Source organism: Aurantiacibacter suaedae (assembly GCF_005434915.1).
GTDB classification, from domain to species: Bacteria; Pseudomonadota; Alphaproteobacteria; order Sphingomonadales; family Sphingomonadaceae; genus Alteraurantiacibacter; species Alteraurantiacibacter suaedae.
The window spans coordinates 1,104,186-1,117,397 of sequence record NZ_SKCG01000001.1 but is presented as its reverse complement, the minus strand read 5'-3'; the positions used below and the strand labels follow the sequence as shown (position 1 = coordinate 1,117,397).

General features: G+C 65.0%; 9 protein-coding genes. 6 read left to right on the top strand and 3 right to left on the bottom strand.

The features are described 5' to 3' along the window. Nucleotides 1-96: 96 nt before the first annotated feature. The 3 genes from E0473_RS05315 to E0473_RS05305 all read right to left on the bottom strand — a co-directional run bounded on the left by E0473_RS05315 (nt 97) and on the right by E0473_RS05305 (nt 6,684). Nucleotides 97-1,923 carry a DUF8021 domain-containing protein gene (locus E0473_RS05315; protein WP_161981517.1) on the bottom strand — a complete coding sequence of 609 codons (1,827 nt, stop codon included), beginning with the start codon at nt 1,921-1,923 and terminating at the stop codon, nt 97-99. Nucleotides 1,924-1,985: 62 nt separating this feature from the next. Continuing rightward, nucleotides 1,986-4,007: a PQQ-dependent dehydrogenase, methanol/ethanol family gene (locus E0473_RS05310; RefSeq protein ID WP_137679766.1), complete on the bottom strand. Its 2,022-nt coding sequence runs from the start codon at nt 4,005-4,007 to the stop codon at nt 1,986-1,988. A 163-nt stretch (nt 4,008-4,170) separates the two neighbouring features. Beyond that, nucleotides 4,171-6,684 (bottom strand): TonB-dependent receptor, encoded by a 2,514-nt coding sequence (locus E0473_RS05305; protein ID WP_161981516.1) that lies wholly within the window; start codon nt 6,682-6,684, stop codon nt 4,171-4,173. Nucleotides 6,685-6,880: 196 nt separating this feature from the next. Between E0473_RS05305 and E0473_RS05300 the strand changes: the two genes are divergently transcribed. From E0473_RS05300 to E0473_RS05275, 6 genes are all read left to right on the top strand, one after another. Next, entirely contained in the window at nt 6,881-7,834 is a 954-nt protein-coding gene (locus E0473_RS05300; protein WP_161981515.1) for a helix-turn-helix domain-containing protein, read from the top strand. 107 nt (nt 7,835-7,941) lie between these two features. Beyond that, on the top strand, nt 7,942-8,904 hold the full coding sequence (locus E0473_RS05295) for an SMP-30/gluconolactonase/LRE family protein (protein WP_137679763.1): 963 nt from the start codon (nt 7,942-7,944) through the stop codon (nt 8,902-8,904). Next, on the top strand, nt 8,901-9,599 hold the full coding sequence (locus tag E0473_RS05290) for a nuclear transport factor 2 family protein (protein WP_137679762.1): 699 nt from the start codon (nt 8,901-8,903) through the stop codon (nt 9,597-9,599). The genes E0473_RS05295 and E0473_RS05290 overlap by 4 nt, the downstream gene beginning before the upstream one ends. Next, the gene (locus E0473_RS05285; RefSeq protein ID WP_137679761.1) at nt 9,596-10,303 is read left to right on the top strand and encodes a nuclear transport factor 2 family protein; all 708 of its coding nucleotides are present in this window, start codon (nt 9,596-9,598) and stop codon (nt 10,301-10,303) included. The genes E0473_RS05290 and E0473_RS05285 overlap by 4 nt, the downstream gene beginning before the upstream one ends. A gap of 5 nt (nt 10,304-10,308) precedes the next feature. Beyond that, the gene (locus E0473_RS05280) at nt 10,309-11,100 is read left to right on the top strand and encodes a nuclear transport factor 2 family protein (RefSeq protein WP_161981514.1); all 792 of its coding nucleotides are present in this window, start codon (nt 10,309-10,311) and stop codon (nt 11,098-11,100) included. A gap of 4 nt (nt 11,101-11,104) precedes the next feature. Further along, on the top strand, nt 11,105-13,171 hold the full coding sequence (locus E0473_RS05275) for a PQQ-dependent dehydrogenase, methanol/ethanol family (protein WP_241657338.1): 2,067 nt from the start codon (nt 11,105-11,107) through the stop codon (nt 13,169-13,171). Nucleotides 13,172-13,212: the final 41 nt, after the last annotated feature.

Here is a 13,212-nt window from a genome sequence, read left to right as displayed (position 1 = left end):
CGCCTGGATGAACATTCTGAAAGATTCGCGCGATTCTCACGGTGGCATGTGATAATCCTGCGGCGAAACGTGGCGAAAATGTGATTCAGATGTGCGCTATCGATCCGTGATCGGGCGCATTCCGTAGGGAAGCTCGCTGGTGAAGGCTTCGATGCGGGTGATCTGCCCGCGTTCGAACCGCGCCAGTTCGACGACCTGATAGGTAAGCGGATAGCCGGTGCCGTCGGTGGCAGGCCGGTCCTCGTACTGGCGGTAGATGGCGAGGCCGCGCTGCTCGTCCATTGCGAGCAATTCGATGTCGCGCACGCGCTCGATGGCGGTAAGCGCGGGGCTGCCGAAAGGTGCGGGGCAGGCCCCGACATCCTGCCCGTTAACCAGCCAGCGGCATTCCTCTGCGAAAAGGTCGGGCGCAGGGGCGTCGCCCTGGAGCGCGGTGAAGAAGGTGTGCATTGCGGCGGCCATCTCAGCACGGCTGGTGCGTTCGCCTGCGGGCAGGGCGGTGAACTGCGGCGCGCGGACCGGCTCGGCATAGGGAGGGCCATATTCTTTGCGCCGTACCAGCACGTCTGCGCCGCCAATCGCATCGCCGTCGCTGAGCATGGTGATGGCGGCCCAGGCGGGCTGGCCGTGCTCTTCGATCCGCCCGATCCACACCGCCTTGCCGGTCTGTTCGTCGGCCACGATCAGCGGCGCGGGGTCAACGGCGGTTGCCGTGCGCCACACGCTTTCGCCGATGCGGATGCCGACCGAGTTCTCGGCATAGCCGACTGCCCTCTCGCTCCAGTTGAGGCCCTGCCAGCGGTTGCCCACCATGGCCGATGCGAGCGCCGAGGCATTGGCCGTGAGGCAGGCGCTTTCGCATTCCTCTGGCCGGGCGGCGTATTGGGGAAAGACCGCCTCATCGCCCCAGAACGGGTTGTGCATGAAATAGGGCACATAAGTGAAGGTCGCCTCGATCCGCTGGATTTCGCCGTTACGAATGCGGAAGGCTTCGAGCAGCGTGATCGAGTTCGGCCACTTGAGCGCGGTCTTCATCTCGCTGCCGTTGGTGAGCAGGTAGCGGTCGAACTCGTTGGCATGGTCGAAGAAACCCGCGCCCACGACCACGCCGCGCTGTTCGTCCACGAGCGGCAGGTGGCGGCGGATGCGCTTGTTGATGCGGTAGATGCCCAGCTCGAACTGTTCGCGGCAGCCCGACGCGATGGCCGCGGCGCTCTGCTGCTGGCCGGGGATCGGGGCGGTGGTAAGGATCCCGTTTTCGAGCCGCGCGCAATCTTCGCTGAACGGCGCGAACACCTGCCCGTCGTTCAATTCGACCGTGTCGAAATAGGCGTCGGCAATGGCGAGCATCCGTTCGCGCGGACGGCGTTCTTCCTCGGGTAGGATTTGGGCGAATTCGGCGAAATGCTCCATGCCCTGCCAGTCGCCATAGGGGGCGGGCAGGGCCGACTTGCGGTGGATCACGGCCTCGGCCTCGTCGATCAGGCCATCGGTGACATGGATGCGCACGGCATAGAAGCTGGCAAAGTCGTTCTCTCGGATCGAGCCGAACCAGGCGGCGTGGCCGGTGGTCTCGTCCGCAACGAGCAGGCCGTTGTCATCCACTTCACGGGTGGTGTGCCAGGAGCCCTGGCCGAGCGCGAGCGGCACATTGTTTTCGGTGTAGAGCAGGTCGCCGCTGACGGGCAGGGCGGAGGGGTCGCCGGCGGCGAGCGCGTCCATGAATTGTTGCATGGTGCCGGTGAGGCAGGCGTAGTCGCACTGGACTGTGCGCAGCGCGCTCTCCTCTCCTGGAGCCTGTGCGTGCGCGGCCACGGGCAGTGTGAGGGCGATGGCGGCTAGCAGCGTGAACTTCATGTCTTTCCTCTCCATTCCCACCCCGCTCATCCTGAGCTTGTCGAAGGATTGTCCTTGTTCGAGCATGACGCGGGAAGAGAAGGACAGCCCTTAGACAAGCTCAGGGCGGGCGGATCTAGTTCTGTTTCTTAAGGATGCCCCGCATCGGCATAGTCCTCGTTGGCCCGCGCAATCAGGAAGGCGTGGATGTCGCTTGCATCCTGTTCGCTCAGCACATCGCCGAAGCCGATCATCCCCCGGTCGGCATAGATCCCGCGCAGCACGATATCGTTGAACTTTGCGCGCGTTTCCGCAGTCATCCAGCGCAGGTCTTTCACGCCGCCGATGGCGTTCTCGCCGTGGCAGCGGTTGCAGCTTTCGCCATAGAGCGCACGGCCCCGCGCAACCTCGGCCTCGGTCGCGGTGAGCCACGGCGGGCGCGGCAGCGCGACGGCGGGGGCGGGCGGCGGCAATGTGACGCCCGAAGCGCCTAGCTTGAACACCAGCAGCTTCGCACTCGACGTGCTGAACGGGCCGAGATTGTACACCGGCGAGCCGCTCCACCCGGCGTTGATCGCGATATATTGCTCGCCGCCCGCCATATAGGTGATCGCGCCGGCGACGGGCACCTGGTCGATGGCCATCTCCCACAGCTTGCGGCCATCGTCGGCAGCATAGATCGCGAGCGTCTTGTCGATGGTGCCCTGCACCAGCAGGTTGCCCGCCGTCGCCAGCACGCCGCCCGAGCCGGGCACGCGATAGGGTACGCGCCAGGCCTCGCTCTGCGTCACCGGGTTCCACGCGAGGAGATAGCCTTTCTCCGCCGCATTGATCTGTTCCTGCAACTGGCTGCGCAGCTCGGGCATGTTGCCGCGCGCTTGCCCGGAATTGCTGCGGTGGTGCACCCAATCGGGCTTTTCCTCGGCGCGGGCATAGATCGCGCCCTGTTCCTGCGCCGGGAAATAGACGAGCCCCGTTTGCGGGTTGTAGGCCATCGGGTGCCAGCTGTGCGCGGCGAGCCAGCTCGGGCTCATGATATGCGGCGTGGTGCCGTTGTGCGCGCCGGGCATCAGCACCGGGCGGCCCGTCGCCATGTCGATCCGGCTCGCCCAGGTGTTGACCGAGACATAGCTCTCGGCGCTCAGCAGTTCGCCAGTCGCCCGGTCGAGAACGTAGAAGAACCCGTTCTTGGGCGCCTGCATGATCACCTGCCGGGTGTGTCCGCCGATGTCGAGATCGGCGGTCATCATCGGCTGGGTGCAGGTGAAGTCCCAGTCCTCCTCGGGCACCATCTGGTAGTGCCACTTGTACTCGCCCGTATCGGCGTCGACCGCCACGATCGAGCACAGGAACAGATTGTCGCCTTTGCCCTCGCTGCGGAAGTGCCACATATGGGGCGAGCCATTGCCGGTGCCGATATAGACGAGATTGAGAGCGGGATCGTAGATCATCGAGTCCCACGCCGCGCCGCCGCCGCCGATCTCCCAGAACTTGCCGAACCACGTGGGGCGAGCGATTGCCATCGCGCTGTCGGAGGCTTCGCCATCCGGCCCATCGGCGGGGTTGCCGGGGACGATATAGAACTTCCACAGTGGCTCGCCGGTGTTCACATCGTAGGCGGCGACGAAGCCGCGCGTGCCGTAGTCCGCGCCGCCGTTGCCGATCACCACCTTGCCGTCGAACACGCGCGGGGCGCCGGTGATCGAATAGGCTTCGGCGGGGTCGAAGGTCTGCGTGGTCCACAATTCCTCGCCGCTCTTGGCATCGACTGCGATCAGCCGCCCGTCTAGCGCGGCGATGATGATCTTGCCTTCCCACGCCGCGATCCCGCGCGAGGTGGGGCCGCAGCAGGCGAGCCGCGCCCATTCCGCGCCGACCTCGGGGTCGTAGGTCCACAGCTTTGCGCCGGTCGCGCCGTCATAAGCGGTGACGACGTTGTAAACGCTGGCGTTGTAAAGCACCCCATCGAGCGCGAGCGGGGTTGCCTGCACGCCGCGCATTGTTTCGAGATCGTCGAACCAGGCGAGGCCGATTTGGCTGACATTGCCCTCGTTGATCTGCCTGAGCGGGGAATAGCGCTGCTCGCCCCAGTCGCGCCCGTAGCTCATCCAGTTGCCGGCATTGGCTGGGGCATCCACGGCACGCATGGCCGCGCCGTCGACTACACCCATGGCAGGAGGCGCGGAGAGCGACTGGCACGATGCCAGCGCCAGAATTGCCGTAGCCCAGAGCGGTCCTCGCAACGCCAATGTTCGTTCTCCCCCTTGTTCGCGCATCCTTGGGTATGTCGCGAGCCGGGGTTCCGCGCGTGCAGCGCCCCGGCCCGAAGTTCTATCAGAAGTTGCGGCGCACCGTCAGCGCGAACTCCTGTGGGCGGCCCGGCTGCCCGGTGACGTAGAAGCTGGAGAACTTGTTCAGGTAATAATAGCTGTCGAACAGGTTCGTCGCTTCGAGCGAGACCGACCAGTCCTCGTCCTCGCTGCGGAAGGTCAGCCGCGCATTGGCCAGCGTATAGTCATCCACATTCACGTTCGGGTCGCAGGTGAAGTTGCCGCAATAGCCGGGCGTATAGACCACATCGAACCGCGGCGTGAGCGAACCGACCCCCGCGATGTCGAGCGTATATTGCACGCCCGCCGCCCACTTGAACTCGCCGATGCCGGGCCGCTTGGCGCCGACCACGATCGAGGTGGTGGGATAGTTGATTGAAGTGAATTCGAAATCGGTCAGGCTCATCGAGCCGTCGAACACCAGCCCCCAGACCGGCTCGATGGTGGTTTCCAGCTCGAAGCCCTGCACGCGCGCGTCGCCAATGTTGAGATACTGTCCGCACAGGCCCGGCACGCCGCCCTGATCGGCGGGAAGCTGCTCGCCATCGGCATCGAGGCAGACCTGCGGCACGCCCTGATAGCCCTCGTAGTCCATATAGAATGCGGTCGCGTTGAGGCGCACCGCGCGGTCAAGCAGGTCGGCCTTGAAACCCGCTTCATAAGATTTGATCTTCTCGGCCCCGAACGGGCGGATCTGCTGGAAGCTGTAAGGGCGCGGAGCGACGCCGCCGCCCTTGAAACCGGTTGCGAACTGCGCAAACAGCATCAGGCTCTCGCTCACCCGGTAGCTGGCGGCTAGGCGATAGTCGGTGAGCGTTTCCTCATATTTGCCGATCTGTCCGGTCAGCGGGTTCTGCGGATTGCTCAGCGGCAGATATTCGCCGTCGCCGTCCGGATTGTAGCGGGCGTAGGTATAGTCCTTCTGTTCGTGCGTAAAGCGAAGCCCGCTTTCCAGCGTGAGGCTTGGGGTGATGTCCCAGGCCACGTTGGCGAACCCGGCGTAGCTGTTGAGATCGGCCGTATCGTCGTTGATGAACGAGAAGCACGGCGTTGCCGCGGGGCAGAAGCCCGAGAATGGCGTGTGGATGCGCCCTTCATAGCGGGTGGAGGCATCGTAATAGAAACCGCCGAGCGTGAAGTGGACGGTGTCGTCCAGCAGATTGCCGCTGAGGCGCAGCTCTTGGCTGAACTGGTGGTGATAGAACCGCGTGGTATCCTGAATGAAGACGACAGGCGAATTGTCGTTGTCCGATCCGCTCAGGCTCTCGTATTCGCGGTAGCCGGTGATCGAGAGCAGCGAGAGCTTGTCGGAAAGCTCATAGGAGATCGAGCCCGAGACGCCCCAGCCATCGACCTGCGAGGCGGATTCGGCGATGAACGGCCCCAGCGGCTCGCCCGCAACATAGGCCGAAGGAGGGCCCGGCGGCGCGGCAATGGCGGAATACATCACGCCCGGATCGTAGAAGTTGGCATAGCTGGCAAAGCCATCGTTCAGCACTGCGCCCGCGCGGCGATACTGGCCATAGGGCACGAAGCGATCATCGTAGGCGACGCCCTGATAGGGGATCGACAGGCCCGAACGGTCGGTTGGATTGGCCGAGCCGGCATTGGCGCTTTCGGCGCTGGCGATCAGCACCGAGGCCTGCGTCTCCGAGGTGTCGCGAGTGTAATCGCCCGACAGGTTGATTTCGAGCGGGATACTGCTTGGCGCAAAGCGCAGTTGCCCGCGCATCGCATACATTTGCTGATTGCCTAGCGTGCCCAGCTCGCAGTCGCTGCCGGAGGCAAGGCGCGGGATTGCGCCCGAGACCACATCGGGATCGTTCGGATTGAGGCAGGCATAGTCATACCGCGTCACGTAGCCATCGCGATTGCGGGTGACGCCGCTGATGCGGGCATAGAGATCGCGCGCCACGGTGAAGTCGGCGCTGGCCTTCACGTCGCGCCGCTGGAAGCTGCCGATGCTTGCTTCGACATAGCCGCCTTCGCCGTTGGGCTTGCGCGAGTAGAGCTTGATCGCGCCGCCCGCCGAATTCATCCCCGCCAGCGTGCCCTGCGGGCCGCGCAGCACCTCGATCCGCTCAAGGTCGGACAGGTCGAAGGCCGAGGCGGTGACGGTGCCGAAGTAGATATCGTCGATATAGATACCCACGCCCGGCTCGACCGAGGGACTCTGGTCGGCCTGACCCACGCCGCGGATAAAGGCGCGCATCGAATTGCCCGAACCCGAGGGGTTTTGCTGGAGGATCAGGCTGGGCGTCTGGTCGGAGATTTGCGGCAGGCTGGTCTGGCTGCGCGCTTCGAGCATGTCGGAGGTGACGGCAGTGATCGACAGAGGAACGTCCTGTAGCACCTGCTCGCGCATCTGCGCTGTGACGACGATGGTGGTGTCGCGCCCGCGTTCGGCATCGCCTTCGGACTGGGCGAGGGCGGGGCTGCTGGACAGCATCAGCGCGCAAGCGCCTGCCGTGCCGACACGGAGCATGGATTTGGATAGGCCCGAAGTGCCTGAAGTCATGATGTCTCTCCCAAGCTGCCGCCTGTGTTCGCGGCTTTGCTGCTTATAAATCGCCACCGGCAGGCGCAGGCTTCTGGCGCTGAGGCGCGGCCCGCTTGCTTGCCAGTTGGCTTTCACAATCATAACGGGCGGTAATATTTGCGCCTTGACCTCTTTGGCCGTTACACTTGCCGTAGATGGAAGAGGGGAAGAGAGTGTGGGGCAGTCGATTGACCTTGCCGACTTTGATAGGCCTGCACGCCGCGAAGCCTGGGGCCATGCTTCCAACTCGCTGTTTCCGGGCCTGCGGGTAGAGCTTGCCGCCGACGAGGCGCTGCGCGGTTCGATTGCCAGCGTAGACCTGGGCCGCGCACACTTGTGTGCCATCGAAACCCCGCCAGCGCAGGCGCATCACGTGCCGAGGCAGCAAGATGCCGATACCTGGCAGCACGTCTCTTTGATGGTGCAACCCTGGGGGCGCACCACGCTGATAAGCGGGGGCGGCGAAATCGCCATGGCGCCGGGCGACATGTGCATGGTCGACGAACGGGCGCGGTTCCGCATCGTGACACAGGAGTTTTCGCGGCTGCTGTTCCTGCGCCTGCCGCGTGCTGCCGTGCTGGGCCGCTATCCGCACCTCAACCGGCTGTGCGGCAAGCTGTTGCCCGCCAGCGACAGCGGCACCCGCCTGCTGTCGGACAGCCTCCAACGCATCAGCGAGCTTGTCGCCGATCTGGGCGAGCTGCAGCGCGCGGCGGTGGTCAGCTCGACGATTCACATGCTCGGCGTGGCGCAGGCCTTTGCGGAGCTTCCGGAAAGCGCCGAGTGGCGCGTGCGCCGCGCTGCCGACTTCATCGAGATGAGCCTTTCGGTAACCGGGATCACGGCCAGTGACATTGCCGAGGAGCAGGGGATCAGCCGCAGGCGGCTTGATCAGCTGATGAAGCAGGCGCGCGGTCTCTCGATCTCGGGCTACCTTTGGCAGCGCCGGATGGAGCAAAGCGCGGCGGACCTCGCCGATCCGCACAAGGCCACGCTGTCAATCGCGCAGATCGCCTTTGCCAACGGCTATGAGGATGCCGCGCACTTCACGCGCGCGTTCCGTCGTTCTTACGGGGTCACCCCGGGGCGCTGGCGTGAACAGGCGATGAGTCAGGCCCTCGCGTGTTGAGTCAAGGCGAGGTTCCAGCTGGGACTATGGGCGGCCCTACCATCGGGCTTCGGCGCTGCTACTATGCTTGGAAAGAGCCCGTCGCGGGCCACCATTGGGAGATAACCATGAGCAGCTGCCTCAAGCCTGTTCTTGCGCTGAGTGTTGCCGGTGCGCTGGCGGCTTGCGTCCATACCGAGGTGCCGCTTGCGGCGGAGCCTGCTGCGCAGATCACCATTGCCGGCGACCGCGTGTTCCCCGAGAGCATCGCCTCCGATGCAGGGGGCAATATCTATGTCAGTTCCAACCCGGGCGTGATCTATCGCGCACTGGCGGGAAGCAATGTGGCCGAGCCATGGGTGCGGCCCGCTGCCGATAGCGGCCCTGTCTCGGCCTTCGGCGTTCTGGCGGACGATATGCGCGGGCTGCTGTGGGTGTGCTTTAACCCGGCGATGGGAGCCGAGGGCGGAGCACCGGCGATAAAGGCCTTCGACCTTGCGAGCGGCGCGCTGGAGGGCAGTTATCCGTTTGTCACCGGCGAAGGCCCGGCCATGTGCAACGATATCACGTTGGCCCCCGATGGCGCGGTCTTTGCAAGCGAGATGCTCGGCGGGCGGATCATGAAGCTCGCGCCCGGCGGCGAGCGGTTCGAAGTATGGGCGGTGGACCCTGAGTTCGCCACGCTCGACGGCATTTCCTTCGCGGCGGACGGCACGCTCTATGCCAACGCGATCCAGCGCGATACGCTGCTGCGCATTCACCGCAAGGCCGATGGCAGCTTCGACCGCGCCGAGCAGGTCGAGACCTCGCGCGAGGTGGTGACGCCCGATGGCCTGCGTCCGCTGCCCGACGGCCGCATGTTGCAAACGGAAGGCGAGCCGGGGCTGGTCACCGTGATTGCTTTTGCCGCCGACGGCTCGGCCACTGTCACGCCGATTGCCGAGGGGGTGGACTATGCCTCGTCGGTCACGCCGGTCGGCGGGCGGGCTTACTTTCCCGAAGGCAAGCTGCGGTTCCTGTTCGGCCCTGACACGGGCAAGGATCCAGGCAGCTTCGTGATCAGATCGGCAGCAATTCCGGAGGGGCAATGATGCGTGTCGTGTTGATGATGGCCGCCCTTGCGCTGCCAGCCTCGGCGCAGGCGCAAAGCACAGCGCAGGCACGCGAAATCGCCGCGCTCGATGCGCGTGTCACCGTTCTTGAGGGGACGCGCGAGGTGCGCAACCTCCAACGCGCTTTCGGCTACTTCATGGATCGCGGGCTGTGGCGGCAGGCCGCCCAGCTGTTTGCCGACGATGGCACCGTCGAGATCGGGCTCGACGGTGTCTATCGCGGGCCGGAACGGATCGAGCAGTATCTGCGCCTGCTGCACGGCGGGCAGCAAGGGCTGATCTACGGCCAGCTTAACGAATGGGTGACGCTGCAACCGATGATCGCAGTCGCGCCCGATGGTATGAGCGCAAGCGCGCGCTGGCGCGATCTGGGGATGCTCGGGCAATACAAGAGCCACGCCGAATGGCGCGATGGCATTTATGAGAACACCTATGTGAAGGGCGCGGATGGCAAGTGGCGGATCGCCAGCCTCACGCTCCATGTGAACTTTGTCGCGCCCTACAAGGAGGGCTGGGCGCGGCTCGAAGATGGCGAGGGCCTGATGCGCTCGCAGGTCTCGGTGGACTTCCCGCCAGATGCGTCGCCGAGTGTGGACAGCGCGGCCTTTCCGGCAGTGAATGTTCCGCCCTTTTCCATCCCCCATCCGGTGACCGGACGGGAGGTGCGACCATGATCCGCCTCTCACTCGCTGCGCTCGCTTTGGCGGTCGTAGCTGCACCGCTTCAGGCCCAGACCGTTGACCAGCGCATCGCCGACCACCGCCAGCGTGTCGAACGGTTGGAAGACCGCGATGCCATCGAGAACCTGCAGGCGGCCTATGGCTACTACTTCGACAAGGGCCTGTGGAGCGAGGTCGCGCAGCTGTTCGCGCGCGACGGCACGTTCGAATACGGGATGCGCGGCGTCTATCGCACGCCCGCGCGGATCGAGCGCGCGCTGCTGCTGTTCGGTCCGGAAGGCCTCGCGCCAGGCTATCTCAACAATCACATGCAATTGCAGGCAGTGATCACCGTGGCCGAGGATGGCCGCACCGCCGCGGGCCGGTTTCAGGGGATGGTCATGCTGGCCGAGCCGGGTCACAACGGAACGTGGGGCGTGGGCATCTACGAGAACCGCTATGTGAAGGAAGGCGGCAGGTGGAAGATCGCCAGCCTCCATTTCTACCCCACCGGCTTTACCGACTATGACCTCGGCTGGATGAAATCGCAGTTGCCGCTGGAAGGGCAATCGGCGCTGTTCCCGCCCGACGCACCGCCTAGCGAGCCCTATCGCGCTTTGCCGTCGAACTACATCCCGCCGTTCAGCTACCGCCATCCGGTGACGGGCGAGGAGATCACGCTCACGCAGCCGGCCGACGATCTGGTGGGGAGGGAATGATGCGTGTGACCCGAAACATGGGTGTTGTGCTGTCGGGCTTGGTCCTGGGCTTTCTGACCACCCCCGCCACCGCGCAGGACGACGTAGAACAGCAGCTCGACGAGCTCGACCGCCGCATTACCCGGCTCGAAGACATGAACGCCATCGAGACGCTCCAGCGCACCTACGGCTACTTCGTCGACAAGGGCCAGTGGACGCACCTCTCCAATCTCTTCGCCGAAGATGCCACGCTTGAAATCGGCGGCAAGGGCATCTTTGTCGGGCGCGAGCGGGTGCTCGAATATATGCAGACCGCCTTCGGGCCGGACGGCGCGCCGATGGGCATTCTCGTCAACCACATGCAGTTCCAGCCCGTCACCCATATCAGCGAAGACGGGCGCGAAGGCTGGCTGCGTGGGCGCGCCTTCGTGATGGCGTCGAGCGGCTGGGGCCTGCCGCTTTATGAAGATGCGTTCGAGAAGGGCGAGGACGGCTTGTGGCGGATCAACCGCCTGACCGGCCCCTTCACGATGTACACAAACTGGGACGGCTGGGGCGAGAACGCGCTCAACAATACCTGGCCCGACAAGTTCGACCCGCCGCCCGACCTGCCGCCCTCGGTGGTCTACCTGACCTATCCAGCCTACTACATCGTGCCGTTCCACTATCCGCATCCAGCCACGGGTGAGGTGTTCGAGGCGGGCGCGGGCGAGGCCGGAGCCTACCACCGTGCGCCCGGCACGCCCGAACAACGCCAGAGCCAGACCGTCGGCCGCACCGTCAACGGCAGCCAGCCGATCATGCCTCCCGGAGACTAGACCCTTGCGCATACCCGCCATCGCGGCAGCCCTGCTGCTTGCCTCCTGCACCACGGCCACAGTCCCGCCGCAAGCCGCCACTCCGCTGGCGGATGCGGGCGAATGGACCAGCGACGGGCGCGACTATTCGGCGCAGCGCTATTCTCCGCTCACGCAGATCACCGCGCAGAACGTGAGCCAGCTCGGCCTCGCTTGGTACGATGACTTAGCCACCTATCGCGGGGTCGAGGCGACGCCGCTTTATGCCGATGGCGTGCTTTACAACACGTTGCCGTGGAACATCACCATTGCCTACGATGCGCGCACGGGCGAGCGGTTGTGGACCTACGATCCGAAGGTGCCGCGCGAATATGGCCGCTATGCCTGCTGCGAGCCGGTCAGCCGGGGCCTTGCGATGCACGAGGGCAAGATCATCATCGCCACGCTCGACGGGCGGCTGATCGCGCTCGACAGGGCCAGCGGCGAGCCGGTCTGGACTTCGCGCGCTTTTCCGGAAGACACGACTTACGCCTATTCGATCACCGGCGCGCCGCGGGTGTTCGATGGCAAGGTGGTGATCGGCCAGTCGGGCGGCGACATGGGGGTGCGCGGGTTCGCCGCCGCTTTCGATGCCGATACGGGCGAGAAGCTGTGGAAGTTCTACCTCACCCCCAATCCCGAAGACCGCGCAGATGGCGAGGCGAGCGACAGCGTCAACGCAATGATGCGCGCGACCTGGGCCGATGAAGGCCTGTGGCGGCAGCTGGGCGGCGGGGCCAACCCGTGGGACAGCTTCGCCTACGATCCCAAGCTGAACCTCGTCTATGTCGGCACCGGTAACTCGGTTCCGCATTCGCGGTTCTATCGCTCGAACAACGAGGGCGACAACCTGTTCGTCTGCTCGATCGTGGCGCTCGATGCCGATAGCGGCGAATACCGCTGGCACTACCAGATGAACCCCGGTGAGGAGTGGGACTGGACCTGCACCCAGTCGATGATTCAAGCGGACCTCGAAATCGACGGGCGCCAGCGCAAGGTCTTGATTCAGGCGCCCAAGAACGGGTTTTTCTACGTACTCGACCGGGAGACAGGGGAATTCATTTCCGCCGAAGCGCACGTGTTCCAGAACTGGAACGCGGGGTTTGACGCCGATGGCCGCCCGGTCACGCGTGAAAGCGTGCGATATACCGAGACGCCGGTGCTGGTCGCGCCTGGGCCGGGCGGGGCGCACAATTGGTTTCCGATGGCCTTCTCGCCGCGTACCGGGCTTGCCTATTTCCCGGCCTATCAGTCGGCCTTTCCCTATGCGGTGATGCCGGGGTGGACGCCGGCTCCCTTGCGTTCAAACTCGGGATGGGGGGCGACGGGCGAAGAGGCCGTGCGGATACAAGGCGATCTCTTTGCCGAGGCGGCGCAATACGAAAAGGCCTGGCTCACCGCATGGGACCCGGTGAAGCAGGAGGCGGCATGGCGGGTCGAATTGCCGCGCCACGGCAACGGCGGGGTCTTCGTTACTGCGTCCGACCTCGTGTTCGAGGGCACCACCCGGCAGACCTTCGCCGCCTTCGATGCGCGCACCGGCGAGGAGCTGTGGAGCTATCCCACGCAGAGCGCGCCGGTGGCAGGCGGCATCACCTATATGCTCGATGGGGTGCAATATGTGGCGGTCAACGCCGGGTGGGGCGGAGGGGCTGCCCAGATCGAGCGCGGCGCCGGGACCGAACTGCCGCGCAGCGCGGCACGGCTGCTGGTGTTCAAGCTTGGCGGAACGGCCCAATTGCCAACGCTTCCGCCGCAAGCAAGCGCGCCGCCCGAGCCGCCGCGCCTGCGTGCCAATGAAGCGACTGTCGAGCGCGGACGCGCGCTGTTCGCGCAGACCTGCGCGCTGTGCCATGGCCAGAACGCCATCGGCGGCGTGAAAGACCTGCGCCACATGGACCGCGCCACGCACGACAAGTTTGCCGATATCGTGCTTGGCGGGATCTATCTCGACAAGGGCATGGCCAGCTTTGCCGACATTTTGAGCGACGACGATGCCGAGGCGATCCATTCCTATATCATCGCTCGCGCCAACGAGGATTGGGGGCGCTAGGCTCTCCGCGGAACGGCAACCGGCTTGCACTTTCGCGGCGG